This is a genomic window from Amycolatopsis sp. 3B14, from assembly GCF_050958625.1.
GTDB lineage: Bacteria > Actinomycetota > Actinomycetes > Mycobacteriales > Pseudonocardiaceae > Amycolatopsis_E > Amycolatopsis_E thermoflava.
This window is the reverse complement of the sequence record NZ_JBHZEN010000068.1, coordinates 87,222-113,127: the sequence shown is the minus strand read 5'-3', so window position 1 is coordinate 113,127 and position 25,906 is coordinate 87,222. Positions and strand designations below refer to the sequence as shown.

Genomic DNA, 25,906 nt, shown 5'->3' with positions numbered 1-25,906 from the left:
CTGGCGGGATACTGGTCCGGTGGACAGGTCCAAACCCGCGCCCGTCGAGAGGTCCGTAACGGGATCGGACTTCCTCCAGCTCGACATCGGCGAGGCCCCGCCGGGCGGGCGGTCGGCGTGGCTCGCGGCGCGCCTGCGCGACGCGATCGCGGACGGGCGGCTGCCGGTGGGCAGCAGGCTGCCGCCGACGCGGACGCTGGCGGCCGAGCTGGGCGTGTCGCGCGGGGTGGTCACCGAGGCGTACCAGCGGCTCGTCGAGGACGGGCACGTCGCAGGGCGCGGCCGTGGCGGGACCGTCGTGGTGGCGGTGCCCGTCACCGCGTCGCCCGCACCGGCTCCCGCGCCGAGCGCGGACGTCGTGTTCGAGCCTCGGCCGGACGTCTTCGACCGGTTGCGCGCGGCGCCGGCCCGCATCGACCTCACCCCGGGCGTGCCGGACCTGGCCGCGTTCCCGCGGGTGGCGTGGCTGCGGGCGGAACGGGCGGTGCTCGGCGGGCTCTCGGCGGCGGACTTCGGGTACGGCGACCCGCGGGGCGCGCCGGCGTTCCGGCTGGCGGTGGCGAACTGGCTGGCCCGCAACCGGGGCATCCGCGCCGATCCCGCCGACGTCGTCGTGGTCGCCGGGGTCGCGCAGGCGCTCGGCCTGCTCGCGACGGTGTTCCGCGCGCACGGCATCGGCGAGGTCGCGGTGGAGGACCCCGGCTCGCTCGGCGCGCGGCAGCACCTCCACAACAGCGGCCTGGCCACTCCGCCGGTGCCGGTCGACGACGAGGGCGTCCTGGTGTCCGAACTGCGGTCGCCCGCGGTGCTGCTGACGCCCGCGCACCAGTTCCCGGCGGGCGTGGTGCTCGGCGGCGAGCGGCGGCGCGAGCTCATGCGGTGGGGCGGCCTGATCGTCGAGGACGACTACGACGCCGAGCACCGGTACGACCGCCCGCCGGTGCCCGCGCTGCGCTCGATGCTGCCGGAGCGGGTCTGCTACGCGGGCAGCATTTCGAAGCTGCTCGCCCCGGCGCTCCGGATCGGCTGGCTGCTGGTGCCCCCGCGGTACCAGCGGGACGTCGTGGACGCGAAGCGGTACGCCGACCTGGGCAACGCGGTGCTGCCGCAGCTGGTGCTGGGGCACCTCATGACATCCGGCGAGCTGGAGCGGCACCTGCGCTTCGTGCGCCGCCGCCACCGGCGCCGCCGGGACGCGATGATCGATGCGGTCCGCCGCCACCTGCCCGGTGTGCGCGTGCACGGCGCGGCGGCCGGCCTGCACCTGATGATCACGTTCGACCGTGAGCTGTCCGATGTGGACCTGGCGACCGCGGCGCTGTCCCGCGGGGTCAAGGTGCAGCCGCTGTCCTGGCACCGCCAGCGCCCCGGCGCGCCCGGCCTGGTGCTCGGCTACGCCGCGAGGTCGCCGGGCGAGATCGAGGAGGGCGTGCGGATCATCGCGGAGCTGGTGGCCCGTCGTAGCGCAGCATGAGGTCCGCCAGCTCGCCGCCGATGTCGTCGCGCACCCTGGCCCGCACATCGGAAGGCAGTGCCCCAGCAGCACCACGTCGCCCCAGCCGCGCCGGGAACACCACCGGCAGGTGCGTGGCGACCGGCGCGCCATCGGACGGTGTCACCAGCAGCGCGAACGGGCTGCGCCGCACCAGGTCGATCTCGTCGGCGACCGACGGGGCCGCGTCCCGGGCGAACTCGTGCACCTCAGCCCCCGTGCGAGTGGCAGTGCGCCCCGCCCGGAGCGGGCACGTCGAAGTGGATGCAGATCGCGTCGGCCAGCGTCACCGGCTTGCCCTCGTCGTCGGCGACGATCGCGTCCAGGTAGGTGATCTCGCCGAGGCAGTCGCAGCAGAGCTCCAGCGAGTTGGACAGCTTGCCGAGCTGGTACTCGCCGGTGTCGGAGTAGTTCTGCCAGAACCTGATGGGCCCGGGGTCGGCGTAGGGCACGATCATCTCGGCCACCGACGCGCGGTGCACGACCGGCCGCAGCCGTCCGCCGTCGGTGAAGCTCAGCTCGTGCAGCACCAGGCCCTCGCGCATGTCGAACCCGACCCGGACCAGCCGCCTGCCCTCGTCACCGGTGAAGCGGCGGCAGTGAGGTCGACGGACAGCACGACGCCCGCCGATTCGTCGCCGCCTGGTCGACCACGTCGAACACGAACGACATGTAGTACTCGGAGCGGGTGAGGATCTCCGGCAGGTGCAGCCCGATCACGCCGGTGCCGGCGCGCCGCAGCGAGCGCGCGGCCGGGTTCGGGGTGCAGCCGAGCCGCCGCGCCACGGCACCACGTGCTGCTTCGTCCGCTCTGACACCCGGCCGGAATCAGGCAACGCGTCCGACCCGGTCGTCTTGGACACCCCGGCAGCCTTCGCCACGGCGATCAGCGCGACGGGCTCATCCTTGCTCACCCGACGGCGGTATCCGTGCGGTGATCAGCGGTGCGGCGGGTAGGGGCCGGTGTTCAACTCGATCTCGCTCTGCTCGCGGTCGGACAGCGACGCGTCGCGGTCGCCCTGGGACGCCGAGCGGTCCTCGTGTGACGCTCCCCGGTCCCGCGCCGCCTGGTGCCGGGATGTTCTCGCCGAGCCCTGGTCGCTCGCCGCCTTGTTGAGGAACGTCCGGACGTCGAACCGGTCCTCCGCCGCGGCGGCGCGGTCGCCTGCCGCCGCGAGCCGGTCCGACTCGGCCTCCGCCATGAACGCGGCCACCGCGTCCGGGTCGTCCGTCGCCAGTTCCTTTTCCCGCCGGGTTGCTTCGGCTTCACGTTGCAGCGCGGCCCGCTCCCGGGCCTCGGCGTTCGCCAGCGACGTGAAGATGGCGTGCCGCTCCCGCCGGTTCTGCGCCGCCTCGATCTCCGCGAGGGTGTCCCGGTCGATGGCTGCCCTGTCCCGGCGGTCGGCTGCCCGGTCGCGTGCGTCCGCCAGGTCGTCGCGTTCGTTCGCCGCGCGGTTCCGGTCGTCCGCTGCCTCGGTCATCTCCCCATCATTCCACGTCAGCGAGCCTGTCGCTGCCGCCTTCGCAGGGCACGTGACTCGTTCGTGAGCCGTTTCGCCTCTTCGCGTCGCCGTGCTGCCCTGGCTCGCTCGTCGGCCGCCCGCTCGCACGCCGCCTTGGCGTGCAGCCGGACCGCGGCGGCCGTGACGGCGATTTCCGTGCTGATGCCGCACACCAGCGCGGCGACGGTCCCAGCGTTGCGGTCCGGCCGTGCAGTGGCCATGTACGGGTGTGCCCAGGCACGAACCGGCGAAACTCGCCGGCGGTGGAATATCCCGTCGCGGGCGCACCGTTGCGCCGGGCATGAAGGCAATCGCGCTGCGGGAGTACGGCTCGGCGGACGACCTCCGGCTGGCCGATGTCCCGGATCCCAAGGTCGGTCCGGCGGAGGTCCTGGTCAGGGTCAAGGCCGCCGGGGTGAACCCGGTCGACTGGAAGCTCGCCGCCGGCGGGCTGGACGCCCTGATGGAGGTCCGGTTCCCGCTTGTGCCCGGCTGGGACGTGGCGGGCGTGGTCGAGCAGGTGGGCTTCGACTCCGGGGAGTTCGCCGTCGGCGACGAGGTGTTCGGGTACGTCCGCAAGGACTGGGTGCAGCAGGGCGCGTACGCCGAGCTGGTGACCGCGAACGTGCGGATGCTCGCGAAGAAGCCGCGCTCGCTGGATTTCGCGCAGGCCGCGGGTGTGCCGCTGGCCGGGCAGACGGCGTACCGCTCGCTGAAGCGGGTCGGGCTTCGGGCTGGTGAGACGGTGCTGATCCACGCCGCGGCCGGTGGCGTCGGCTCGTTCGGCACGCAGATCGCGGTCGCGCTGGGCGCGCGGGTGATCGGCACGGCGAGCGAGCGCAACCACGACTACCTGCGTGAGCTGGGCGCGGAGCCGGTCACCTACGGCGAGGGCCTGGCGGACCGGCTCCGCGAGCTCGGCCCGATCGACGCCGCGGTGGATTTCGTGGGCGGCGACGCGGTGGAGGTGTCCCGCGAGTTCGTGAGCCCGGACCGGATCGCGTCGATCGCGAACCCGGCGGTCGGCGCGCACGGCTACGTGTGGGTCCGCCCGGACGGCGCCGAGCTGGCCGAGCTGGCGCGCCTGGCGGACGAGGGCAAGCTGACGGTGCACGTCGACCGGACGTTCCCGCTCGCAGAGGCCGCCGAGGCGTGGCGCTTGAGCCAGCAAGGCCGCACGCGCGGGAAGATCGTGCTGACCGTCTAGCCGACGAAGATGCAGAACGGGTGCCCGGCCGGATCGGCGTAGACGTACAACGGTTCGTCGGGGTCGTCGCTGCGGTCGCGGAGCAGCCGGGCGCCGAGGCGCAGCGCCCGCTCGTGCTGGGCCTGCAGGTCGGTCTTGGTGGGCACGGTGAGATCGAGGTGCAGCTGCTGTGGCACCGGGCCATCCGGCCACGTCGCCGCCGGCAGGGTGCCGACCTGCTGGAAGGCCAGCTGGGGCCGGCCGTCCGGAGTGCGCAGCACGAGCCAGTCGGCGTCGCCGTCCTCGTCGCCCGGCCGGTACACCAGCCCGAGCAGCTCGCGGTAGAACTCCGCGAGCTGCCGGGCGTCGGTGCAGTCGAGGACGACCTGGCGGAACGTCGGCAGGGTCATGACGATCATCCTGCCGCAGCCTGTAAGCCGCGGCAGCGCAACGCGGTCCGGGCTGCCCGCCGACTGGTCCGGTTCCGGCCGTGCGGCTCACCACTCGCTCGACCAGCTCCTCCACCTCGGAAGTGACACCGGTCAGGGCGAACCGGTCGACCACATCGGACCGTCGAGACTTTGCCGTCCAGGGCGTAGGCGTGCATCCAGCGCCACAGCTTCGGTTCGAGGGCCGGCGCGGCGGCCCGGACCACGGCGTGGACGCGCTCGGCCATCGCCCTGCCCGACGGCGCCATCCCGGCGATCTTCGCGAGCATTTCCTGAGCGGCCTGCGCCGCCTTGTCCGCCCGGGAGCCGCGACGAGCCGCGGCGTTCGGCTCCTTCGCGTGGTCCTGCATTTCTCTGCGGCACCCTCTACTACCGCTGGTTGCTGTCCACGAAGCGGATCGACGAGGAGGCCGTAAACAACCTGGTCGACATGTTCATGGCCGCCTACGGCGCGGGTTCGCGCGCTGCGGACGGACCGGCGACCCGGTGATCGGGTCGATCGCCAGGTGGGACTTCACGGCACGATGCCGAGTGCTCGGCGACGAGCGCATCCGTATTGACGCTCTTGCCCCGCCCGGCGTTCACGGCCATGGCGCCGTCCGGCAATGCCGCGTGGTGCCGAGCGCTCCTGAGCTGACCCGCATCCTCTGGCACATTGAACGCTTCGGCTACCGACGGGCGTCTGTTCGCCGGCGAGCGCGGACCGCTCGCCCGGCGGCCCTGCGACTTCCGCCAGGCCGCGATGAGTGCCTGGCTGCGGGCGGGGATTTTCCGCGGCCACCGTGGCGCAGTGGGCGGAGCAGTCGGCTCCGTGCTGCGCGCACACAACATTGCGCACAGATCCCCGATCTTGATCGGGGTCCGCCGTGGTCGGCCGGTGAACATGACTCGGCCCCTACCGCGTTCTCGCTGGTAGGGGCCGGCTTTGTGTGTTGGAACCTGGGTGCCCTCGGCAGGATTCGAACCTGCGACACCTGCCTCCGGAGGGCAGTGCTCTATCCCCTGAGCTACGAGGGCCCATCGCTGGGCGACGTGACACAGCCTAGCGCACCCGTGTTTCCACCTTGTGAGCGGCTACCCCTTCGGAGGGGGCGGCACGGCCGCCGCTCGGTTAGGCTGCGCGAAGAAGGCAAGCCTTACCTGCCCTTGAATACATGCGCATATCACTATATATTCCCGGTGCGGGACAGAGGAGGACACCAGCGCATGGGACACGGCCACGGACACGGGCACCAACCGCCCGGTAGCGCGTCCGCCCGCTACCTGCCACGGCTCGCCGCGGCGCTCGGGATCGGCGTCGCCTTCCTGTTGCTCGAAGTCGTCGTCGGGGTGGTCACCGGGTCGCTCGCGTTGATCTCCGACGCCGGGCACATGCTCACCGACGTCCTCGGGCTGGCGATGGCCCTCACGGCGATCGTCCTGGCGCGCCGGTCCGGGCCGACCTACCGGCGCACCTTCGGGCTCTACCGCGCCGAGGTGCTCGCCGCGCTGGCCAACGCCGTCCTGCTCTTCGGGGTCGCCGGCTACGTGATCTTCGAGGCGGTCGAGCGGCTCGCGAACCCGCCCGAGGTGCCCGGCCTGCCCGTGCTGCTCGTGGCGGTCGCCGGGCTCGCCGCGAACGTCGTCGCCTTCGCGCTGCTCCGCGACGGCTCCAAGGAGAGCCTCAACCTGCGCGGCGCGTACCTGGAGGTCCTCGCCGACCTGATCGGGTCGGTCGGCGTCCTCGTCAGCGGCGTGATCACTCTGACCACCGGCTGGCGCTACGCGGACGCCCTCATCGGTGTCGCGATCGGACTGTTCGTGCTGCCGCGCACCTTCACCCTCGCCCGGCGTGCGCTGCGCATCCTGTTCCAGCACGCCCCCGCCGAGGTGGACGTCGAACGCATCAGCGCGGAACTCGCCGAGCTCGCCGGGGTGTGCGACGTGCACGACCTGCACGTGTGGACGCTCACCTCGGGCATGGAGGTCGCCTCCGCGCACCTCACCCTGGAACGCACCGCGCAGCCCGCCGAGGTCCTCGCCGCCGCGCAGACGCTCCTCAAGGACCAGTACTCGATCGAGCACGCCACGCTGCAGTGCGAGCCACGCGAATCGGCGGCGCGTTGCCAGGAACTCAGCTGGTGATCACGGACTGAGCGCCCACGCGCGCCTCGCGCCCGGGAGTGTCAGGGGAACGGCAGCGGCTGCGCGCCCCGCGCGGTGAGCATGTTCCGCATCACCGTCATCTCCGCGCCCTGCGACGTCAGGATGCTCTGTGTCAGCGCCTTGACCGCGGACACGGACGTGTGGTCGTGCGCGTACTGCGCCATCTCGGTGCCGCCTTGGTGGTGCCGCAGCATCAGCTGCAGGAAATACACGTCCAGCTCGGCGCCGGACAGGGAGCGCAGCTTCGCCAGCTCCTCGTTGGTCGCCATGCCGGGCATCGGCGCGCCCGCGGCCGCCGCGGCGGACGACGTCGGCGCCATCGCCATGTGGTCGTGCCCGGCGCCGGCCGTCATCCACGTCATGTACTCGCCCGTGGCCTGCTCGGGCTGGCCCCACAGCATGAGCCAGCCCTTCATCCGGCCGACCTGCTCGCGCTGCGTGGACTCGATGTCGAACGCCAGCTGCTTCAGCTGCGGATCGCTCGTGTGGTCGCGCTCCCAGCTGGCCATGGTCACGGCCTGCAGGTGGTGCACCGACATGTCCTGCGCGAACCCGACCTCGACCGAACCCTCCGCGGGCGTGGCCGAGGTCTCCGGACCCCGCGCCACCGACGTCAGGAACATCCCGAGCACCGCGCCGACCAGCAGCACCACGACCACCGTCGCGCCGATGACGACCGGACGGGGGCCCGGCCGGTCCGCCACCGGAGCGTCTTCTTCGTCCGCCATCAGGATCAGGACGTCGGGGCCGAGCTGGGCATCCCGGTGTCCTGCTGCGTGCCCGCGGAACCCTGGTAGTCCATCGGCTTCGCGTCCGGGCCCGGCGGCGTCGGGTCGAACGGCGGCGGGTTGTCCGGGTCGAAGGCGCCCGCGCCGAGGGCGTCGCACGAGGCACCGACCTCCGGGTAGGTGTTCTGGTTGGTCCGCAGCGCGGTGATGAACTGGTCGATCCGCTCGTCGGTGGCCGAGCCGACCTTCAGCTGGTGACCCCAGGACTGCAGGGAGACCGCGGAATCCAGGCCGGGGTAGGGCGACATCATCGTGTACGGCTTGCCCTCGACCTTGGACTTGAGCGTGTTCAGCGCGTCACCGCCGACCTGGTCGGGGTTGTAGGCGATCCACACGGCCCCGTGCTCGAGCGAGTGCACCATGTTCTCCGTGCGCACCGCGACGGGGTAGACGACGCCGTTGCACGCCGCCCAGTAGCCGTCGTGCGGGCCGCCGTAGGGCGGGTTGTGGTCGTAGGCCACCCGCTCGGTCGGCAGGATGTGCACGCTGGCCTGGTACTGGCCGGTGACGATGCCGGGGATGTTCAGCGACGGGTCCGGGTTGTCCGCGGTGGGCGCCCAGCTGGCCAGTGCGCGCTTGGGCGCCGACTGGACCAGGTAGTAGGTGACCACCACGGCGGCGAGCGCGACCACCGCGACCACCGAGATGATCGTGCCCCAGGGCACACCCTTCTTGGACACCACCGAGCCGCGGGCCGCCTTCACGCTGCCCTTCTTCGGTGCGCCCTTCTTCTTAGTGCCGCTGGCCATGGCTCCCGCGTCTCCCGTCAAGTGGATATACCCGGGTAGAGTTTAGGGACCCCGTGTTCGGTCCCTGTCAACGGCCGAGGTCGCGGCCCTTACACTCGGCTGGTGACTCCCGAGGCCCTAGCTGACCTGGTCCGTACGTCCGCCGCGCAGGTGCTCACCGCCCGTGGCGCCGACCCCGCCGTGCTGCCCGCCACGGTGACCGTCGAGCGCCCGCGCAACCCGGAACACGGAGACTACGCCACCAACATCGCGCTGCAGGTGGCGAAGAAGGCCGGCCTGGCCCCGCGCGACTTCGCCCAGGAGCTGGCCGACGCGCTCGCCGCCACCGACGGCATCGACTCCGCCGAGATCGCGGGCCCCGGGTTCGTGAACCTCCGGCTGGCCGCGGACGCCCAGGGCGAGCAGATCCGCCAGGTGCTCACCCTCGGCGACGCCTACGGCCGCGGCACCGCACTGGGCGGCCGCAAGATCAACCTCGAGTTCGTGTCGGCGAACCCGACCGGCCCGATCCACCTCGGCGGCACCCGCTGGGCCGCGGTGGGCGACGCGCTCGGCCGGGTCCTGCAGGCGCAGGGCGCCGACGTCACGCGCGAGTACTACTTCAACGACGCCGGCGCGCAGATCGACCGGTTCGTCCGGTCGCTGATCGCCGCCGCGAAGGGCGACCCCGCGCCGGAGGACGGCTACGCGGGCGCCTACATCAGCGACATCGCCGCCGAGGTCCTGCGCCAGGAGCCCAGCGCGCTGTCGCTGCCGGAGGACGAGCGCAACGAAACGTTCCGCCGCATCGGCGTCGACCTGATGTTCGGCGAGATCAAGAAGAGCCTGCACGAGTTCGGCACGGACTTCGACGTCTACTTCCACGAGGACTCGCTGCACCAGTCCGGCGCGGTGGAGAAGGCCGTCGAGAGCCTCAAGGAGAACGGCAGCCTCTACCACGCCGACGGCGCCTGGTGGCTGCGCTCCACGGAGTTCGGCGACGACAAGGACCGCGTGGTCATCAAGAGCGACGGCGCGCCCGCCTACATCGCCGGTGACATCGCCTACCTGCAGGACAAGATCGGCCGCGGCTTCGACCTGTGCATCTACATGCTCGGCGCGGACCACCACGGCTACATCGCCCGGCTGAAGGCCGCCGCGGCCGCGATGGGCCACGACCCGTCGGTGGTCGAGGTGCTGATCGGCCAGCTGGTGAACCTGGTCAGCGAGGGCAAGCCGGTCCGGATGAGCAAGCGCGCGGGCACGGTGATCACGATGGAGGACCTCGTCGAGGCCGTCGGCGTGGACGCCGCCCGCTACGAACTGACCCGCTACTCCGTCGACTCCAGCATCGACATCGACCTCGACCTGCTGCGCAAGAGCAGCGACGAGAACCCGGTCTACTACGTGCAGTACGCGCACGCCCGGCTCGCCTCGCTCCAGCGCAACGCCGCCGACCTCGGACTGAAGTTCGACAACGACGCCGACTTCGGGCTGCTCACCCTCGACCGCGAGGGTGACCTCATCCGCACGATCGGGGAGTTCCCGACGGTCGTGCAGCGCGCCGCCGAGCTGCGTGAACCGCACCGCGTGGCGCGTTACCTGGAAAGCCTCGCCGGCGCGTTCCACAAGTTCTACGCCGTCGCGCAGGTCCTGCCCAAGGGCGACGAGGAAGCCACGCCGCTCACCTACGCCCGCCTCGCCCTGTGCGAGGCCGCGCGGCAGGTGTTCGCGAACGGCCTCGCCCTGCTCGGTGTCTCAGCTCCGGAACGGATGTAAACCCAGATGGCTCACCCCGCCGGCCCGCGGCACGCGGAGGTCTACCCGCATGCCGACACCTCCGGTTTCCCCCCGTCCAGTTCCGAAGAGCTCGACCGGCTCTACCCGAAGGTCTGGCCCCGCAACTCCTACCGCGCCCCGGACGGCGTGGTGCGGATCGCGGGCGTCGACGTGCGGCAGCTGGCCGAGACCTACGGCACGCCGTTGTTCGTCGTCGACGAGGCCGACTTCAAGTCGCGCTGCGCCGAGTACGCCGAGGCGTTCGACGACCCGTCGCTGGTGCACTACGCGGCCAAGGCGTTCCTGTGCACCGAGGTGGCCCGCTGGGTCGCCGCGCAGGGCCTGAGCCTGGACGTCGCGAGCGGCGGCGAGCTCGCGGTCGCGCTGCGCGCCGGCTTCCCGCCGGAGCGGATCACCTTCCACGGCAACAACAAGTCGGTCGCCGAGCTGGAGACCGCGGTCGGCGCCGGGGTCGGCACGGTCGTGCTGGACTCCTACTACGAGATCGCGCGGCTGGCCGACGTCGCGGCGCGGCTCGACGTCGAGCAGAAGGTGCTGATCCGCGTCACAGTCGGCGTCGAGGCGCACACGCACGAGTTCATCGCGACCGCCCACGAGGACCAGAAGTTCGGCTTCTCGCTGGCCGCGGGCGACGCCGCGGAGGCGGTGCGCCGGGTGCTGAACGCGCCGTCGCTGCGCCTGGTCGGCCTGCACAGCCACATCGGGTCGCAGATCTTCGACGCCGACGGCTTCGAGGTCGCCGCGCGCCGCGTCATCGGGCTGATGGCCGAACTGGTCAAGGAGCACGGCGAGCAGCTGCTGGAGCAGCTGTCGCTGGTGGACCTCGGCGGCGGGTTCGGCATCGCCTACACCGACAAGGACAACCCGCCCCCGCCCGCGCAGATGATCACCCAGATCCGCGAGATCGTCCGCAAGGAGTGCGAGTTCGCCGGGCTCCCGGTGCCGCGCATCGCGGGTGAGCCGGGCCGCGCCATCGCCGGCCCCGGCACGGTCACGCTGTACGAGGTGGGCACCATCAAGGACGTGTCGCTGGGGGACAACGAGTCCCGGCGCTACGTCAGCGTGGACGGCGGGATGAGCGACAACATCCGCACGCCGCTCTACGACGCGGTGTACGACGTCCGCCTGGTGTCGCGCGCGAGCGACGACGGGACGAGCGAGCAGGTCGGCGCGGCGCTGAGCCGCGTGGTGGGCAAGCACTGCGAGTCCGGCGACATCGTCGTGCGGGACTGCTGGCTGCCGGACACCCTCGCCCCCGGCGACCTGCTCGCCGTCGCGGCGACCGGCGCGTACTGCTACTCCATGGCCAGCAACTACAACCGGCAGCCGCGCCCCGCGGTCGTCGCGGTCCGCAACGGCAGCGCGCGGCTGCTCCTGCGCCGCGAGACGATCGACGACATGCTGCAGCTGGAGGTGTCGTGACTGCAATGTCCACTGTAGACGGCAAGACGGTGCGCGTCGCGCTGCTGGGCTGCGGCACGGTCGGCGCCGAGGTCGCGCGGCTGCTCACCGAGCAGGCCGACGAGCTCGCCGCTCGCGCCGGCGCTCCGGTCGAGCTGGCCGGCATCGCGGTGCGCCGCCCGGACAAGCACCCCGAGCTGCCGCAGCACCTGCTGACCAACGACGCCGCCGCGCTCGTGGAGTCCGATGTGGACGTCGTGGTCGAGCTGATCGGCGGCGTCGACCCGGTGCGCGAGTGGCTGCTCACCGCGCTGCGCAAGGGGAAGTCGGTCGTCACGGCGAACAAGGCGCTGCTGGCCGAGTATTCCGCGGAGCTGTTCGAGGCGGCCGACTCCAGCGGCGCCGACCTCTACTTCGAGGCGGCGGTGGCCGGCGCGATCCCGCTGCTGCGCCCGCTGCGCGAGTCGCTGGCCGGTGACCGCATCACCAAGGTGATGGGCATCGTCAACGGCACCACCAACTTCATCCTGTCCGCGATGGACTCCACGGGCGCCGGCTACGCCGAGACCCTCGACGAGGCCAGCCGCCTCGGCTACGCGGAGGCGGACCCGACCGCGGACGTGGACGGCTACGACGCCGCGTCCAAGGCGGCCATCCTCGCCTCGCTGGCGTTCCACACCCGCGTCACCGCGTCCGACGTGCACCGCGAGGGCATCTCGAACGTGTCCGCTTCGGACATCGCGGCGGCGAAGGCGCTGGGCCGCACGGTGAAGCTGCTCTCGATCTGCGAGCGCGTCGAGGGCGAGGACGGCGCGGAGTCGGTGTCCGCGCGCGTGCACCCGGTGATGCTCCCGCGCACCCACCCGCTGGCGAACGTCGGCGGCGCCTTCAACGCCGTGTTCGTCGAGGCGGACGCGGCGGGCAGCCTGATGTTCTACGGCCAGGGCGCCGGCGGCGCGCCGACGGCCAGCGCGGTGCTCGGCGACCTGGTCGCGGTGGCCCGCAACCGGGTGCTCGGCGGCCGCGGCCCGCGCGAGTCGGCGCACGCCCAGCTGCCGGTGCGGCCGATGGGCCAGACCCCGACGCGCTACCACGTCAGCCTCGACGTGGCCGACAAGCCGGGTGTGCTCGCGCAGGTCGCGCAGGTGTTCGCGGCCCACGAGGTGAGCATCGCCGCCGTCCGGCAGCGTGACCGGCACGACACCGCCAGCCTCGTCATCGTGACGCACCTCGCACCGGACGCGGCGCTCGAGGCGACCGTCGAGGCCATCGGGAAAATGGACGTCGTCAACGAGGTCGTGAGCGTGATGCGGGTGGAAGGCGAGGATTCATGACTGCGAAGGCCGGCTGGCCCGGGATCATCGAGGCGTACGCCGACCGGGTACCGGTTCCGGCCGGGGCGGAGGTCATCACCCTCGGCGAGGGCAACACGCCGCTGATGCCCGCGCCGCACCTGTCCGAGCTGACCGGCTCGACCGTCTACCTGAAGGTCGAGGGCGCCAACCCGACCGGGTCCTTCAAGGACCGCGGCATGACGGTGGCGATCACCCACGCGAAGGCCAGCGGCCTGCAGGCGGTCATCTGCGCCTCGACCGGCAACACCTCGGCCTCGGCCGCGGCCTACGCCGCGCGCGCGGGACTGACCTGCGCGGTCCTCATCCCGCAGGGCAAGATCGCGATGGGCAAGCTCGCGCAGGCCATCCTGCACGGCGCGCGCATCCTGCAGATCGACGGCAACTTCGACGACTGCCTCGAACTCGCCCGCAAGACCGCGATCGACCACCCGGTCACGCTGGTCAACTCGGTCAACCCGGTGCGCCTGATCGGCCAGAAGACCGCCGCGTGGGAGATCTGCGACGTACTCGGCCAGGCGCCGGACATCCACTGCCTGCCGGTGGGCAACGCGGGCAACATCACCGCCTACTGGGCCGGGTACTCCGAGTACGCCGCGGATGGTGTGGTGAAGAACACCCCGCGCATGTTCGGGTTCCAGGCGGCGGGCGCGGCTCCGCTGGTCAAGGGTGAGCCGGTCGCCGAGCCGGAGACGATCGCGACCGCGATCCGCGTCGGCAGCCCGGCCTCCTGGGAGGGCGCGGTCAAGGCGAAGAACGCCTCCGGCGGCCTGTTCGAGGCGGTGACCGACGAGAAGATCCTCGCCGCGTACCGCCTGTTGGCCAGCAAGGAGGGCGTGTTCGTGGAGCCGGCGTCGGCGACCAGCGTCGCGGGCCTGCTCGCCACCGCCGCCGACGGCCGTCTGCCGAAGGGCTCGACGGTCGTGTGCACCGTCACCGGCCACGGCCTCAAGGACCCGGGCACCGCGCTGGAGGGCAACGTCGAGGTGGAGCCGCTGGCGGTGGACCCGCGGGCCGTCGCCGCGGCGCTGGAGCTGACGTGACCGCCCTGAAGGTGACCGTCCCGGCGTCGAGCGCGAACCTCGGCCCGGGCTTCGACGCGCTCGGGCTGGCGCTCGCGCTGCACGACGTCGTCGAGGTGCAGGTCACCGACGCCGGTCTCAAGGTCGAGGTGTTCGACGCCGGGGCCGGCGGGGTGGAGGACGTGCCCACCGACGAGACGCACCTCGTGGTGCGGGCGCTGCGGCGCGCGTGCGAGCACCTCGGCGTCACGCCGCCGGGGCTGCACCTGCGGTGCTTCAACAAGATCCCGCACGCGCGCGGGCTCGGTTCCTCGGCCGCGGCGGTGGTCTCCGGGATCGCCGCCGGGTACGCCCTCGCGGAGCGGCCGCTGGACGGCGACGCGGTCCAGCTGGCCGCCGAGTTCGAGGGGCACGCGGACAACGCCGCCGCCAGCCTGCTGGGCGGGTTCGTCCTGGCATGGTGTGAAAAGGGCCGTTTTCACGCGGAACGGCTGACGCCGCACCCGTCGATCCGCCCGGTCGTGGCGGTGCCGTCGGTCAAGTCGTCCACGGAGGCGACGCGTGGCCTGCTGCCGGAGAAGGTGCCGCACGCCGACGCCGCGTTCTCGGCGGGCCGCGCGGCGCTCGCCGTGCACGCCCTGACCAGCGATCCGTCGCTGCTGCTGCCCGCCACCGAGGACCGCCTGCACCAGGACTACCGCGCCCCCGCCTACCCGGCGACCGGGCGCCTGGTGCACGACCTGCGTGCCGCCGGGGTCGCGGCGACGGTGTCCGGCGCCGGGCCGACCGTGCTCGCCCTGACGGTCGACGGAATAATTCCGGCGTCGGTGGACGTTGCAGGATTCGAAGTCATCGAGCTGCCGGTCGACCAGACCGGGGTTCAGGTCACGGGCCGGTAGCTTCCGTGCGGAGATTCGCGGCACGCCGGGGGGTGGTTGTTGCACCTCGTGCCAGGTCGGTCTACCCTCGGGGGCGTTCGATCACCGCGCGCAATCGCACCCGGTGTCGGTCCCGGGGGTTCGTCCCGGATCGCATTCTCTCGTTGAGTCGATAATTCCGCATAGCTGGTGCAGGGATTGACCTAGGCGGGTTTCCGGTAGCCACGGTGACACGAATTCGGCGCGTTCCACCTGGAGCACGCGAGAACCCCGTGTGGCGGCTCCGCCGCTGTGACCTCTGTGTCCCGGCCGGGGAAGCCACACCGGGCAGGAGCAGACCGCCTCGCGATCGGACGCGGGCGGTAGTCCGCTGATCCACCTGGAGGCGTGGATCGGTCAGGAAGGACATGTGTGAGCAACACCGATCTTTTGAGCGGCGACGTGGCGGCCGCCGCGACGAACGCTGAGCCAGGGGAGAGCAACGGCACGGCCGCGCCGAAGCGCCGCAGCGGCGGCCTGTCCGGCATGGTGATCGCCGACCTGCGGGAACTCGCCACCCAGCTGGGCATCGGCGACACCAAGGGGATGCGCAAGGGCGACCTGATCGCCGCGATCCGCGAGCGCCAGGGCAAGGCCCCGCGCAAGCGCGCCGCCGACGAGACCCTGCCCCTCGACGGCATCGCCGCGAAGGTGGAGGCTCCGGCGCCTGCCAAGTCCGCCGAGAAGGCGCCCCGGCAGGCCGCGGCCCCGGCCGACAAGCCCGCCCCGGTGGTGGAGAAGGCCGAGAAGCCGGCTCCGGCCGAGAAGCCCGTGAACGGCGCCGAGGCGCCCCAGCAGGGCGAGGACGCCCCCCGTCGCGAGGGCGGCGCCCGCCGTCGCCGTGGCGCGAACCGCGCCGCGGGCAGCCCGGACAACCGCGGTGGCAACGACCGCGGCGGCAACGACCAGCGCGAGCAGCGCGGTGGCGACCAGGCCCAGCAGGGCGGTGGCGACCAGCGCAAGCAGAACAACCGCGACTCCGGCGCCGGCCAGTCCAAGCAGAACCCGGGCGGCGGCCAGAACTCCGGTGGCGGCCAGAACAACGCGGACGACGACGAGGGCGGCCGTCGCGGCCGCCGGTTCCGGGACCGCCGCCGTCGCGGTGGCAACCGCGGTGAGGGTGGCACGGACACCGAGATCCGCGAGGACGACGTCCTGCTGCCGGTCGCCGGCATCCTCGACGTCCTGGACAACTACGCGTTCGTGCGCACCTCGGGTTACCTGCCGGGGCCGAACGACGTGTACGTGTCGCTGTCGCTGGTCCGCAAGCACGGCCTGCGCCGCGGTGACGCGATCACCGGTGTCGTCAAGCAGCCGCGCGAGGGCGAGCAGCAGCGCCAGAAGTTCAACCCGCTGGTGCGCGTCGACAGCGTCAACGGCCTGGACCCGGACGAGGCCAAGCGCCGCCCCGAGTTCACCAAGCTGACCCCGCTCTACCCGAACGAGCGGTTGCGCCTGGAGACCGAGCCGCACAAGCTGACCACCCGCGTGATCGACCTGGTCATGCCGGTCGGCAAGGGGCAGCGCGCCCTGATCGTGTCGCCGCCGAAGGCGGGCAAGACCACGATCATGCAGGACATCGCGAACGCGATCACCACGAACAACCCCGAGTGCCACCTGATGGTCGTCCTCGTCGACGAGCGTCCGGAAGAGGTCACCGACATGCAGCGGTCGGTGAAGGGCGAGGTCATCGCCTCGACCTTCGACCGCCCGCCGTCAGACCACACCTCGGTCGCCGAGCTGTCCATCGAGCGGGCCAAGCGCCTCGTGGAGATGGGCATGGACGTGGTGGTCCTGCTCGACTCGATCACCCGCCTCGGCCGCGCCTACAACCTGGCGGCCCCGGCGTCCGGCCGGATCCTCTCCGGTGGTGTCGACTCGACCGCGCTGTTCCCGCCGAAGCGTTTCCTCGGCGCGGCGCGCAACATCGAGAACGGCGGCTCGCTGACGATCTTCGCCACGGCGATGGTCGAGACCGGGTCGACCGGTGACACGGTGATCTTCGAAGAGTTCAAGGGCACCGGCAACGCCGAGCTCAAGCTCGACCGCAAGATCGCCGAGCGGCGCGTCTTCCCGGCGGTGGACGTCAACCCGTCCGGCACCCGCAAGGAGGAGCTGCTGCTCTCGCCGGACGAGCTGGCGGTCACGCACAAGCTGCACCGGGTCCTGCACGCGCTGGACTCGCAGCAGGCCATCGACCTGCTGCTGTCCCGCCTGCGCAAGACGAAGACCAACATCGAGTTCCTGATGCAGGTCAGCAAGACGGCGCTCGCCTCGGACGACGACTAGTCGTTCGTAGCACGCGAAACGGCCACCCTCCCCCAGGAAGGGTGGCCGTTTTCGCGTCGTCCTACTGGTGGGGGACCGCGGCGGGGGTCCAGCCGCGGTAGTTGCTGTAGTAGCTGTAGCCGCCCTGGGCCTTGGTGACGTGCCCGATCTTGCCGCCGACGCTGGTCGCGTAGAACCCGCCGGCGCCGTCGGAGATGCCGACGTGGCCGTAGGGCGAGGAGATGTTCCAGTACACGAACGCGCCCAGCGGCGGGTTCCGGTCACCGGCGTGCTTGGGGCTCGCGCCGTTCCAATGCGCGTTGGCCGAGGCCCACACCCCGGTGGTGCCGTAGGCGTTCTCCACGGCCTTCTCGCAGTAGCCCTGGTAGGCGGTGCTGCCGATGCGGGCCTTGAACCACGCGACGGCGCCTGCCGGCGTGCCGTCACCGGCGGCGAGGACCGAGACGTCGCTGCTCGGGGCGACGGTGGCGAGAGTGGCGGCCTGGCTCGTGGCCGGCACGAGGGCGAGTGCCGAGGCGGCGAGCGCGGCGACGGCGGCGGACTTGGCGGTGCGCGAAAGTGACATCGGCTCCTCCTCACCCGGCGGGTCCGGGTCTCGGCCAGGAGCCTCGCGTGCGCCCGTACAAAACCCGTACACGTCCCGTACCCGGAATATGCGCCGCCCGGGGGGCGTTGACCTGCACGTCAGCGCGTCTGGCAGAATCAATCCGCTAACGTCCGGCTCCGGTTCACCCCACGTGTCGAAGAACGCCGCGGGGACCCGGCGGCCACCGAGAGAGGACTCCATGAAGAGCGGTATCCACCCCGAATACGTGCCCACCACCGTCACCTGTGGTTGCGGCAACACCTTCACGACCCGCAGCACCAAGACCTCCGGCGCCATCACGGTCGAAATCTGCTCGAACTGCCACCCCTTCTACACCGGCAAGCAGAAGATCATGGACACCGGTGGCCGGGTCGCGCGCTTCGAGGCGCGCTACGGCAAGCGGGCCGGCAAGAAGGCCGACGCCAAGTAGCTCCACCGCCGGCGCCCACTCCCGACCATCGGGGGTGGGCGCCGCTTTTGTGTCCTGAGGCCATCAAGAGGAAGGTTCGGTCGTGGATTCGTCTTCCCTGCACGGGCTGCTCGCCGAGTACGCCGATCTGGAAAAGCAGCTGGCGGACCCGGCCGTGCACGCCGACCAGGGCCGGGCGCGCAAGCTCGGCCGCCGTTACGCCGAGCTGAGCCCGATCGTCAAGGTCATCAACGAGCTGGACCAGGCGCGGGACGACCTGGGCACCGCGCGTGAGCTGGCCGACGAGGACGCGGGCTTCGCGGCCGAGGCCGAGGAGATCGCGGCGCGCATCCCGCAGCTGGAGTCCCGGCTGACGGAGCTGCTGCTGCCGCGCGACCCGTACGACGGCTCGGACGTCCTGATGGAGATCAAGTCCGGTGAGGGCGGCGAGGAGTCGGCCCTGTTCGCCGGCGACCTGCTGCGCATGTACCTGCGCTACGCGGAGCGGCACGGCTGGAAGGCCGAGGTCCTCGACGCGGTGCACTCCGACCTGGGCGGCTACAAGGACGTCACGGTCGCGGTGAAGAGCAAGGGCACGGATGCCGACGGGGTGTGGGCGCGCCTGAAGTTCGAAGGCGGCGTGCACCGCGTGCAGCGTGTGCCGGCGACCGAGTCGCAGGGCCGGATCCACACCTCCGCCGCGGGTGTCCTGATCTACCCGGAACCGGAGGAGGTCGAGGTCGAGATCGACCCGAACGACCTGCGCATCGACGTGTTCCGGTCGTCCGGCCCCGGCGGGCAGAGCGTCAACACCACCGACTCGGCCGTGCGCGTGACGCATCTGCCGACCGGGATCGTGGTGTCCTGCCAGAACGAGAAGTCGCAGATCCAGAACCGGGCCCGCGCCATCCAGGTGCTGCAGGCACGGCTGCAGGCGATGGCGGAGGAAGAGGCCGCCGCCAAGGCCGCCGACGCGCGGAAGTCGCAGGTCCGGACCGTTGACCGGTCGGAGCGGGTGCGCACCTACAACTTCCCGGAGAACCGCATTTCGGACCACCGGGTGAACTACAAGGCGTACAACCTGGACCAGGTCCTGGACGGCGACCTGGACGCCGTGCTCGACGCCCTGGCCGCCGCCGACCGCGAGGAGCGCCTGGCCACCGCGGGCCAGTGACCCCTACCGGTCCAGGAAGTCCCTGATCCGGGCGAGCCACTCGTCGCGGGCCTCGGCCTGCATCGAGTGGCCGCTCGCGATCTCCACGAACTCCGCGCCCGGGATCCCGTCGGCCAGTTCGCGCTGCACGCCGATCGGCACCAGCACGTCCTGTCGCGTACCGATGACCAGCGTCGGCACGGTGATCCGGCCCAGCTCGGCGCGGGTGTCCACCGACGCCACCAGGTCCACGTGCTCCGGCGCGCCCTCGGGAACGGCCAGCCCGGCCAGCGCGCCCTCGAGTTCCTGCGGCGACAGCGCGTTCAGGTACCCCGCGCCCACGCCCGCGAAGGTCAGGTACTTCGCCAGCAGCTCCTTGTTCCCGAGGTCCAGCAGCTCCCGCCACACGTCGACGGCGAGCCGCATCTGGTTCGTCGGGTGGGCGAACCCGGCGGTCAGCACGAGGCCGGTCACCCGGTCCGGGTGCCGCGTGGCCGCGCGCACCGCGACGGCCGTGCCCAGCGAATAGCCGAGGATCGTGAAGCGCTCCACGCCGGCGGACACGGCGGTCGCCACCACGGAGTCGGCCAGCCCGTCCAGGGTCAGCGGCCCGTCGCTGCGAGGTGTCGCCCCGCTGCCCGGGTAGTCCGGGCCGACCACGGTGTGCGTGCGGGCGAGGTCGTCCAGGATCGGGCCGAAGTTCGCCTCGATGCCGCCGCCACCGCCGTGGGCGAGCAGCAGGCCGGGGCCGGATCCGCGGACGACGTGCGAGAAATGTTCGGTCATGCCGCGACGTTAGGAACTGACACCGGTGTGAAGGTCAACTTTCGAGTGAGCGAGGTCGCATGCGGATCGGGGAGCTGTCCGCCCGGACCGGGGTCAGCCAGCGGTTGCTGCGGTACTACGAGGAGCAGGGGCTCCTGGTGCCGCGCCGGGACACGAACGGTTACCGGGTCTACGACGACGACGCCGTGGTCACCGTCCGGCAGATCCGCGCGCTGCTCGCGGCCGGGCTGTCGACGTGCGTGATCCGGGAGGTGCTGCCCTGCGCCCGGGGCGAGAAGCCGGAGCTGGAGATGTGCCCGTCGCTGGTGCGCACGCTGCGTGAGCAGCTCGACGCGCTGGACGAGCGCATCGATGATCTCCGGCAGACGCGCGGGGCGCTCGCGGCATACGTCCCCGCGAGCGGATGACCGCTGTGGAAAAGTTGGGTGCGTGAAGCGGCAACCGTTGCGACTGGCGATCCTCGAGGCGATGCGCATCCTGGAGGAGGCGGGGGTGGCGTCCCCGCGTGCCGACGCCGAACTCATCGCCGCGCACGTGCTCGGCGTCGACCGCGGTCGCCTGCCGCTCGTGCCCCTCGTCGACCCGCCCGTGGTCGAGGCGATCGGCAAGCTGGTGGCGCAGCGCGCCAAGCGGGTGCCGCTGCAGCACCTCACCGGGTGGGCCGGATTCGCCGGCATCACCCTGGACGTCGGCCCTGGTGTCTTCATCCCGCGGCCGGAGACGGAACTGCTGGTCGAGTGGGGGTTGCGGCTCATCCACGGCCGCGAGTACCCGGTGGTGGTCGACCTTTGCACCGGTTCCGGCGCGCTGGCGCTGGCGATCGCGCACGAGCGGCCGGACGCGGTGGTCTACGCCGTGGACATCGACCCGAACGCGCTCGCGTGGGCGCGGCACAACGCGGACAAGCAGGCCGCGGCGGGGGACACGCCGATCCGCCTGTACTCCGGCGACGTCGGGGACAGCACGATCTTCGCCGAGCTGGACGGCCTGGTGGACCTGGTGGTGTGCAACCCGCCTTACGTCCCGCCGGGCGGCGACCTGCCGCCCGAGGTGGTCGACTTCGACCCGCCGCAGGCAGTCTTCGCCCCGGACGGCGGTCTTGCGGTGGTCCGGCAGGCCGTGGCGACCGCCTGCCGCCTCCTCAAGCGCGGCGGCGGGGTGGCCATCGAACACGACGACACGCACGGCTCGGCCGCGCCGGCGCTGGTCGCGTCCCGCAAGGTGCTGACGGACGTCCAGGACCACCGCGACCTCGCCGGACGCCCCCGTTTCGTGACCGCCCTCCGCGGCTGACCCCGGCCGTCACAACAGCACCCAACACGCCACGCCCCACACCCCACCCGCACCGGCCGGCACGCTGCCCGAAGCGGCCGATCCACTGCCCAAACCGGCCAACTCGGCACCCGGACCAGCCAACACACCGCCCGGAGTGGCCAACTCGGTGCCCGGAGGGGCGAACACGCGTGGCGCCGCGTGTTGGCCCGTGGGCGCGCTGTGTTGGCTGGTTGTGGCGGCGTGTTGGTCGGCCGGTGCGCGGCCGGTGCGATGAGCGCCACCCGCAACCAAGCCGTTACCCGACCGGGAATAGTCTTCACCCCATGAGCGCGGTGTACGACTGCAGCCGTCCGGAGACGCGGGCCGAGGGGCTGGCCGCGGCGGCGAGCGCGGTGCGTTCGGGGCGGCTCGTCGTGCTGCCCACGGACACGGTCTACGGCATCGGGGCGGACGCGTTCGACTCGGCCGCCGTGCGGGCGCTGCTGCGGGCGAAGAACCGCGGCCCGGACCTGCCCGTCGGCGTCCTGGTCGGCTCATGGTCCACAGTAGACGGTCTCGTCCTCGGCGTCCCGCCGCAGGCACGGGCCCTGATCGAGGCCTTCTGGCCCGGCGATCTGTCCATTGTGCTCCCGCACGCGCCGAGCCTGCGCTGGGACCTCGGCACCACCCGCGGCACCGTGATGCTCCGGATGCCGCTGCACCCGGTCGCGCTGGAGCTGCTCCGCGACGTCGGCCCGATGGCCGTCTCCAGCGCCAACGTCTCCGGGCGGTCCCCGGCGTCCAGCGCGGAGGAGGCGCAGGAGCAGCTCGGCGAGTCGGTCTCCGTCTACCTCGACGGCGGGCCCAGCGGCGAGCCGGTGCCCTCGTCGATCGTCGACCTGACCGGCGACGAGCCCGTGCTGCTGCGGGCGGGCGCGGTGAGCGCGGAAGCGGTGAGCGAGGTGCTCGGCGCACCGGTGAAGACCGCGGCCTGATGACCCCCGTAACCACCGCAGGCCTCCCGATCCGGGAGTACATCCTCGTCGGTCTCATCGCCGCGACGCTGACGTTCCTGCTCACCGGCGTCATCCGGCGCCTGGCGATCCGCCTCGGCGCGATCGCCAACCCGCGCGCCCGCGACGTGCACGTCATCCCGATCCCGCGCATGGGCGGCGTCGGCATGTACCTGGGCGTCGTCGGCGGCATGGCGATGGCCCACCAGCTGCCGGTGCTGCGCCGCGCGTTCGACTTCTCCCTCGACCCGGTCGGCGTGCTGATCGGCGGGGGCGTCATCGTGCTGATCGGCGCGCTGGACGACCGGTTCGAGATCGACGCCTGGACCAAGCTCGCCGGCCAGGTGATGTGCGCGGGCATCCTGGTCATCTTCGGCGTGCAGTGGAACGTGTTCTGGGTCCCGTGGGGCGGCAACGGCGACGCGCTCGGCTCGGTGGTCACCCTGGACAACAACCAGGGCGGGCTGCTGATGGTGCTGCTCGTCGTGCTGCTGGTGAACGCGCTGAACTTCGTCGACGGGCTGGACGGCCTCGCCGCCGGGCTGGGCTTCATCGCGGCGGCCGCGACCTGCGCGTTCTCGCTCGGCCTGCTCAACTCCCAGGGCGGCGACGTCGGCGTCTACCCGCCGGCGCTGATCGCCGCCACGCTGGCCGGCGCGTGCCTCGGCTTCCTGCCGCACAACTTCCAGCCCGCGAAGATCTTCATGGGCGACTCCGGCTCGATGATGATCGGCCTGATGCTGGCCGGCGCCACCACGTCGGCCTCCGGCAAGATCAACTACACCCGGTTCGGCGGCTCCGACGCGCTGGCGCTGCTGTCCCCGCTGCTGGTCGTCGTCGCGGTGCTGTTCCTGCCGGTCCTCGACCTGCTGATGGCGGTCGTCCGGCGCACGCGGCGCGGCGAGAGCCCGTTCGCGGCCGACAAGATGCACCTGCACCACCGCCTGCTGGAGATCGGCCACTCGCAGCGCCGCGCGGTGCTGCTGATCTACCTGTGGGCGGGCCTGCTCGGCTTCGGCGCGGTCTCGGTGACGCTGTTCGACACGACGGCGGTACTCTGGATCGTCGGCGCGGGACTCGTCCTCGCCGCGATCGTGTCCGTCATTCCGCGCCTGAGGTCGCGGAACCAGGGAGTGTCATGACCGACAACACCGAGAACCCGCACGCGCAGTCGGTGCTCAAGCTGGCCGACGCGATGCTGCGCTTCGCGCTGTGGCCGGGGCTGGCCACGGTCGTGATCGGCGTGGTCGTGTCGACGATCCTGTCCGGCGTGCCGGGCCTGCTGGGCTCGCTGGTGGGCGGCGCGATCGCGTTCGCGTCGTCCCTGGTCACGCTGTTCATGATGCGCAAGTCGGCGGCGCTCGACCCGTTCATGGTGATGGCGGTGGCGATCGGCGGCTACATCCTCAAGGTGCTGGTGCTGTTCGGCGTCATGACCGCCCTCAAGGGCGTCGACGCGTTCAACCGCTACGCGCTCGCGTTCACCACGCTGGCGGTGATCCTGGTCTGGGCCGCGGCGGAGTTCCTGGCTTTCCGCAAGACCAAGATCCCGACGATCATCCCGAGCTGACTTCCGCAGGTCAGCGCCGGATTCCGGCGGCACTCCAACGGGTGGGAACCAATTAAGGAGTACGCCCGTACGGTGTCGATTTACCGGCTGGTATCGTCCGCACTGTGGAGGTGGGGCCTTCGGGCCGCGCTCCCGATGCGGAAACCCGACCGGCAACGTGGCGATCGAGACGGATGGCCCCTGAGCCGGCCTGGCTGATTCTGCCGTCGGAGATCGTAGTGCCGAAACCCCCAGGTGGCTGAAAGTACACGCGCTGTTCACTCAGGGGATCCGCCTCCAAGCACCCGAAACGTATCGGGTACGTTAAGTCCAGATCGTGACGATTCCCCCGGCGGAGTGAACGCCGGCCGGGAGAACCGGAAGGAGCCCAGTTGGGCGCGCTGGTATTGGCCGAGGGCGACACGTTCGCGCCCCCGGGTGCCGGAGACTTCGACCTGCCGCCGATCTTCCTCGGCGTCACCAAGCCGATGATCCTGGTCGTGCTGTCGGTGATCATCATCGCGGCCTTCTTCCTGCTGACCTCGCGAAAGCTGAAGGTCGTGCCGGGCAAGGCGCAGTTCGCCGCCGAGTACGTCTACGACTTCGCGCGCAACGGCATCGCGCGTGAGCAGATCGGGTCGAAGGACTTCAAGCCGTTCATCCCGCTGGTGCTGGCGCTGTTCAGCTTCGTGCTGATCAACAACCTGTTCGGGATCATCCCGATCTTCCAGTTCCCGACGTTCTCGCACATCGGTTTCCCGATCGCGCTGTCGCTGCTGGTGGTCTACCCGGTGTACCACTACGTCGGGTTCAAGCGGCACGGTTTCGTGGGCTACCTCAAGCACGCGACCGTCCCGCCGGGCGCGCCCGGCCCGATCTACATCCTGCTGACGCCGATCGAGTTCCTGCAGAAGTTCGTCCTCAACCCGCTCACCCTGGCGGTCCGGGTGTTCGCCGCGATGTTCGCAGGCCACCTGATCCTGCTGGTGTTCACGCTCGCGGGCGAGTTCCTGCTGCTCCACGCGGGCGGGGTCTTCAAGCCCATCTCGCTGGTCTCGTGGGCGTTCGCCATCCTGATGACCTTCGTGGAAGCGCTGATCCAGGTGATCCAGGCGTATGTGTTCGCCGTGCTGTCGGCGAACTACATCGGCGCCGCGCTCGCCGAAGACCACTAGAAGAAAACGAACCGAAAAGCCCCCGATCCGCGTGGTAGCGGACCGAGTGAAAGGGAAACGCAAGTGAGCAACATCGTTCTTGCCCAGGCCGCCGAGACCGCCTCCAGCATCAACCCGGGCCTCGCCGCCATCGGCTACGGTCTGGGTGCGATCGGCCCGGGCATCGGTGTGGGTCTGATCTGGGCCGCCGTCATCAACGGCACCGCCCGTCAGCCGGAGGCCCAGGGCAAGCTCATGGGTATCGCCTGGACCACCTTCGTGCTTACCGAGGTGCTCGCCCTGATCGGTCTGGTCGTCTACTTCATCGCCTCCGCCGCCTGAGTTAACCGCTCACCGCTGAAGGAGTCGTTGTGGTGAAGACCCAGATCGTGCTGGCCGCGGAAGAGGCGCCGAACCCGGTGCTGCCGCATCTCAGCGAGATCATCCTCGGCCTGGTGGCCTTCCTGATCCTGCTGTGGCTGCTCAAGAAGTTCGCCGTGCCGCGCTTCGAGAAGATGTACGAAGAGCGCACGGCGGCCATCGAAGGTGGCATCGCCAAGGCGGAGAAGGCGCAGGCCGAAGCCGAAGAGGCGCTCGCGAAGTACCAGGCACAGCTCAAGGACGCCTACTCCGAGGCCGCCAAGATCCGTGACGACGCTCGCCTCGAGGCCGAGCGGATCAAGGAAGAGCTGCGGGCCGAGGCCCAGGACGAGGCCGCCCGGATCATCGCCCAGGGCCACGCCGCGCTGCAGGCCCAGAAGGCACAGATCGTCACGGAGCTGCGCAACGAGCTGGGCCGCAACTCGATCGAGCTGGCGAGCCGGATCGTCGGGGAGCACCTCGAGGACGAGGTCCGTCGCCGTGGCACGGTCGACCGGTTCCTCGCCGAGCTCGGCAGCAGCGCCGGTAACGGAGCAGGAAAGTAGTCCAG

Annotated in this window: 29 protein-coding genes and 1 tRNA gene; 19 read left to right on the top strand and 11 right to left on the bottom strand. The window is 71.3% G+C overall.

The features are described from left to right. Positions 1-19: 19 nt before the first annotated feature. A complete protein-coding gene (locus ACCP09_RS33605; RefSeq protein WP_433752759.1) occupies positions 20-1,474 on the top strand; it encodes a PLP-dependent aminotransferase family protein in 1,455 nt (484 codons plus the stop codon). Here ACCP09_RS33605 and ACCP09_RS33600 read toward each other — a convergent pair. The 5 genes from ACCP09_RS33600 to ACCP09_RS33580 all read right to left on the bottom strand — a co-directional run bounded on the left by ACCP09_RS33600 (position 1,437) and on the right by ACCP09_RS33580 (position 2,973). Further along, positions 1,437-1,700 (bottom strand): hypothetical protein, encoded by a 264-nt coding sequence (locus ACCP09_RS33600; protein ID WP_433752757.1) that lies wholly within the window; start codon positions 1,698-1,700, stop codon positions 1,437-1,439. The genes ACCP09_RS33605 and ACCP09_RS33600 overlap by 38 nt on opposite strands. Before the next feature lies 1 nt (position 1,701). Beyond that, positions 1,702-2,058 carry a hypothetical protein gene (locus tag ACCP09_RS33595; protein WP_433752778.1) on the bottom strand — a complete coding sequence of 119 codons (357 nt, stop codon included), beginning with the start codon at positions 2,056-2,058 and terminating at the stop codon, positions 1,702-1,704. Positions 2,059-2,071: 13 nt separating this feature from the next. Further along, positions 2,072-2,278, bottom strand: coding sequence for a hypothetical protein (locus tag ACCP09_RS33590; protein WP_433752756.1), 207 nt, complete (start codon positions 2,276-2,278; stop codon positions 2,072-2,074). Further along, positions 2,209-2,355 (bottom strand): hypothetical protein, encoded by a 147-nt coding sequence (locus tag ACCP09_RS33585; RefSeq protein ID WP_433752776.1) that lies wholly within the window; start codon positions 2,353-2,355, stop codon positions 2,209-2,211. Before ACCP09_RS33585 ends, ACCP09_RS33590 begins: the two co-directional genes overlap by 70 nt. Positions 2,356-2,430: 75 nt before the next feature. Beyond that, positions 2,431-2,973, bottom strand: a complete 543-nt coding sequence (locus ACCP09_RS33580) for a hypothetical protein (RefSeq protein WP_027932053.1) — start codon at positions 2,971-2,973, stop codon at positions 2,431-2,433. 322 nt (positions 2,974-3,295) lie between these two features. Here ACCP09_RS33580 and ACCP09_RS33575 point away from each other — a divergent pair, with 322 nt between their 5' ends. Next, positions 3,296-4,201, top strand: coding sequence for an NADP-dependent oxidoreductase (locus ACCP09_RS33575; protein ID WP_400984720.1), 906 nt, complete (start codon positions 3,296-3,298; stop codon positions 4,199-4,201). Here the strand turns inward: ACCP09_RS33575 and ACCP09_RS33570 are convergent. Continuing rightward, positions 4,198-4,599, bottom strand: a complete 402-nt coding sequence (locus ACCP09_RS33570) for a VOC family protein (protein WP_027932051.1) — start codon at positions 4,597-4,599, stop codon at positions 4,198-4,200. The genes ACCP09_RS33575 and ACCP09_RS33570 overlap by 4 nt on opposite strands. A 974-nt stretch (positions 4,600-5,573) precedes the next feature. After that, positions 5,574-5,646 (bottom strand) — tRNA-Arg (locus tag ACCP09_RS33565). Between the two features lie 189 nt (positions 5,647-5,835). On the opposite strand from ACCP09_RS33565, the gene ACCP09_RS33560 reads away from it, so the two are divergent. Next, a complete protein-coding gene (locus ACCP09_RS33560) occupies positions 5,836-6,753 on the top strand; it encodes a cation diffusion facilitator family transporter (RefSeq protein WP_027932050.1) in 918 nt (305 codons plus the stop codon). 41 nt (positions 6,754-6,794) lie between these two features. Here the strand turns inward: ACCP09_RS33560 and ACCP09_RS33555 are convergent, their stop codons facing one another. Together ACCP09_RS33555 and ACCP09_RS33550 are read right to left on the bottom strand one after the other, a co-directional pair. Then, positions 6,795-7,502 (bottom strand): DUF305 domain-containing protein, encoded by a 708-nt coding sequence (locus tag ACCP09_RS33555; RefSeq protein WP_378334375.1) that lies wholly within the window; start codon positions 7,500-7,502, stop codon positions 6,795-6,797. Positions 7,503-7,507: 5 nt separating this feature from the next. Then, on the bottom strand, positions 7,508-8,311 hold the full coding sequence (locus ACCP09_RS33550) for a DUF3105 domain-containing protein (protein ID WP_433752752.1): 804 nt from the start codon (positions 8,309-8,311) through the stop codon (positions 7,508-7,510). Between the two features lie 102 nt (positions 8,312-8,413). Between ACCP09_RS33550 and argS the strand changes: the two genes are divergently transcribed. From argS to rho, 6 genes are all read left to right on the top strand, one after another. After that, a complete protein-coding gene (argS, locus tag ACCP09_RS33545; RefSeq protein ID WP_433752750.1) occupies positions 8,414-10,069 on the top strand; it encodes an arginine--tRNA ligase in 1,656 nt (551 codons plus the stop codon). A gap of 6 nt (positions 10,070-10,075) precedes the next feature. Then, positions 10,076-11,512 carry a diaminopimelate decarboxylase gene (gene lysA, locus ACCP09_RS33540; RefSeq protein ID WP_020417774.1) on the top strand — a complete coding sequence of 479 codons (1,437 nt, stop codon included), beginning with the start codon at positions 10,076-10,078 and terminating at the stop codon, positions 11,510-11,512. A gap of 5 nt (positions 11,513-11,517) precedes the next feature. Further along, on the top strand, positions 11,518-12,825 hold the full coding sequence (locus tag ACCP09_RS33535) for a homoserine dehydrogenase (protein WP_123683643.1): 1,308 nt from the start codon (positions 11,518-11,520) through the stop codon (positions 12,823-12,825). Beyond that, positions 12,822-13,886, top strand: a complete 1,065-nt coding sequence (thrC, locus tag ACCP09_RS33530) for a threonine synthase (protein ID WP_123683642.1) — start codon at positions 12,822-12,824, stop codon at positions 13,884-13,886. The genes ACCP09_RS33535 and thrC overlap by 4 nt, the downstream gene beginning before the upstream one ends. After that, the gene (gene thrB / locus ACCP09_RS33525; protein WP_378364076.1) at positions 13,883-14,764 is read left to right on the top strand and encodes a homoserine kinase; all 882 of its coding nucleotides are present in this window, start codon (positions 13,883-13,885) and stop codon (positions 14,762-14,764) included. The genes thrC and thrB overlap by 4 nt, the downstream gene beginning before the upstream one ends. 390 nt (positions 14,765-15,154) lie before the next feature. Beyond that, positions 15,155-17,071, top strand: a complete 1,917-nt coding sequence (gene rho, locus ACCP09_RS33520) for a transcription termination factor Rho (protein WP_123683640.1) — start codon at positions 15,155-15,157, stop codon at positions 17,069-17,071. A gap of 61 nt (positions 17,072-17,132) precedes the next feature. Here rho and ACCP09_RS33515 read toward each other — a convergent pair whose 3' ends face one another. Beyond that, positions 17,133-17,636, bottom strand: a complete 504-nt coding sequence (locus ACCP09_RS33515; protein WP_433752746.1) for a CHAP domain-containing protein — start codon at positions 17,634-17,636, stop codon at positions 17,133-17,135. Positions 17,637-17,856: 220 nt separating this feature from the next. Here ACCP09_RS33515 and rpmE point away from each other — a divergent pair, with 220 nt between their 5' ends. Beyond that, positions 17,857-18,087 carry a 50S ribosomal protein L31 gene (gene rpmE / locus ACCP09_RS33510; protein WP_017987296.1) on the top strand — a complete coding sequence of 77 codons (231 nt, stop codon included), beginning with the start codon at positions 17,857-17,859 and terminating at the stop codon, positions 18,085-18,087. An 82-nt stretch (positions 18,088-18,169) separates the two neighbouring features. Beyond that, complete coding sequence (prfA, locus tag ACCP09_RS33505) at positions 18,170-19,240, top strand: peptide chain release factor 1 (protein WP_027932041.1); 1,071 nt, start codon at positions 18,170-18,172, stop codon at positions 19,238-19,240. Positions 19,241-19,243: 3 nt separating this feature from the next. Here the strand turns inward: prfA and ACCP09_RS33500 are convergent, their stop codons facing one another. Then, positions 19,244-20,005, bottom strand: coding sequence for an alpha/beta fold hydrolase (locus tag ACCP09_RS33500; RefSeq protein ID WP_433752743.1), 762 nt, complete (start codon positions 20,003-20,005; stop codon positions 19,244-19,246). Positions 20,006-20,064: 59 nt separating this feature from the next. Here ACCP09_RS33500 and ACCP09_RS33495 point away from each other — a divergent pair, with 59 nt between their 5' ends. From ACCP09_RS33495 to ACCP09_RS33460, 8 genes are all read left to right on the top strand, one after another. Further along, positions 20,065-20,412, top strand: coding sequence for a MerR family transcriptional regulator (locus tag ACCP09_RS33495; protein ID WP_017987299.1), 348 nt, complete (start codon positions 20,065-20,067; stop codon positions 20,410-20,412). A gap of 22 nt (positions 20,413-20,434) precedes the next feature. Next, positions 20,435-21,298, top strand: coding sequence for a peptide chain release factor N(5)-glutamine methyltransferase (prmC, locus tag ACCP09_RS33490; RefSeq protein WP_020417783.1), 864 nt, complete (start codon positions 20,435-20,437; stop codon positions 21,296-21,298). Positions 21,299-21,603: 305 nt separating this feature from the next. Then, positions 21,604-22,254, top strand: a complete 651-nt coding sequence (locus ACCP09_RS33485; protein ID WP_378334381.1) for an L-threonylcarbamoyladenylate synthase — start codon at positions 21,604-21,606, stop codon at positions 22,252-22,254. After that, a complete protein-coding gene (locus ACCP09_RS33480) occupies positions 22,254-23,414 on the top strand; it encodes a glycosyltransferase family 4 protein (RefSeq protein ID WP_020417785.1) in 1,161 nt (386 codons plus the stop codon). Before ACCP09_RS33485 ends, ACCP09_RS33480 begins: the two co-directional genes overlap by 1 nt. Beyond that, complete coding sequence (locus tag ACCP09_RS33475; protein ID WP_020417786.1) at positions 23,411-23,842, top strand: hypothetical protein; 432 nt, start codon at positions 23,411-23,413, stop codon at positions 23,840-23,842. Before ACCP09_RS33480 ends, ACCP09_RS33475 begins: the two co-directional genes overlap by 4 nt. 371 nt (positions 23,843-24,213) lie before the next feature. Beyond that, entirely contained in the window at positions 24,214-24,996 is a 783-nt protein-coding gene (atpB, locus tag ACCP09_RS33470) for a F0F1 ATP synthase subunit A (RefSeq protein WP_027932038.1), read from the top strand. A gap of 63 nt (positions 24,997-25,059) precedes the next feature. Beyond that, positions 25,060-25,317 carry a F0F1 ATP synthase subunit C gene (locus ACCP09_RS33465; RefSeq protein ID WP_017987305.1) on the top strand — a complete coding sequence of 86 codons (258 nt, stop codon included), beginning with the start codon at positions 25,060-25,062 and terminating at the stop codon, positions 25,315-25,317. Between the two features lie 29 nt (positions 25,318-25,346). Next, on the top strand, positions 25,347-25,901 hold the full coding sequence (locus tag ACCP09_RS33460; RefSeq protein WP_017987306.1) for a F0F1 ATP synthase subunit B: 555 nt from the start codon (positions 25,347-25,349) through the stop codon (positions 25,899-25,901). The last annotated feature ends 5 nt before the right edge of the window (positions 25,902-25,906 follow it).

Coding starts and splice junctions, on each gene's coding strand:
- ACCP09_RS33580 (WP_027932053.1), bottom strand. CDS start 2,973: ATGACCGAGGCAGCGGACGACCGGAACCGCGCGGCGAACGAACGCGAC.
- ACCP09_RS33575 (WP_400984720.1), top strand. CDS start 3,296: ATGAAGGCAATCGCGCTGCGGGAGTACGGCTCGGCGGACGACCTCCGG.
- ACCP09_RS33570 (WP_027932051.1), bottom strand. CDS start 4,599: ATGATCGTCATGACCCTGCCGACGTTCCGCCAGGTCGTCCTCGACTGC.
- ACCP09_RS33560 (WP_027932050.1), top strand. CDS start 5,836: ATGGGACACGGCCACGGACACGGGCACCAACCGCCCGGTAGCGCGTCC.
- ACCP09_RS33555 (WP_378334375.1), bottom strand. CDS start 7,502: ATGGCGGACGAAGAAGACGCTCCGGTGGCGGACCGGCCGGGCCCCCGT.
- ACCP09_RS33550 (WP_433752752.1), bottom strand. CDS start 8,311: ATGGCCAGCGGCACTAAGAAGAAGGGCGCACCGAAGAAGGGCAGCGTG.
- lysA (WP_020417774.1), top strand. CDS start 10,076: ATGGCTCACCCCGCCGGCCCGCGGCACGCGGAGGTCTACCCGCATGCC.
- ACCP09_RS33535 (WP_123683643.1), top strand. CDS start 11,518: ATGTCCACTGTAGACGGCAAGACGGTGCGCGTCGCGCTGCTGGGCTGC.
- thrC (WP_123683642.1), top strand. CDS start 12,822: ATGACTGCGAAGGCCGGCTGGCCCGGGATCATCGAGGCGTACGCCGAC.
- ACCP09_RS33515 (WP_433752746.1), bottom strand. CDS start 17,636: ATGTCACTTTCGCGCACCGCCAAGTCCGCCGCCGTCGCCGCGCTCGCC.
- rpmE (WP_017987296.1), top strand. CDS start 17,857: ATGAAGAGCGGTATCCACCCCGAATACGTGCCCACCACCGTCACCTGT.
- ACCP09_RS33500 (WP_433752743.1), bottom strand. CDS start 20,005: ATGACCGAACATTTCTCGCACGTCGTCCGCGGATCCGGCCCCGGCCTG.
- ACCP09_RS33495 (WP_017987299.1), top strand. CDS start 20,065: ATGCGGATCGGGGAGCTGTCCGCCCGGACCGGGGTCAGCCAGCGGTTG.
- ACCP09_RS33485 (WP_378334381.1), top strand. CDS start 21,604: ATGAGCGCGGTGTACGACTGCAGCCGTCCGGAGACGCGGGCCGAGGGG.
- ACCP09_RS33480 (WP_020417785.1), top strand. CDS start 22,254: ATGACCCCCGTAACCACCGCAGGCCTCCCGATCCGGGAGTACATCCTC.
- ACCP09_RS33475 (WP_020417786.1), top strand. CDS start 23,411: ATGACCGACAACACCGAGAACCCGCACGCGCAGTCGGTGCTCAAGCTG.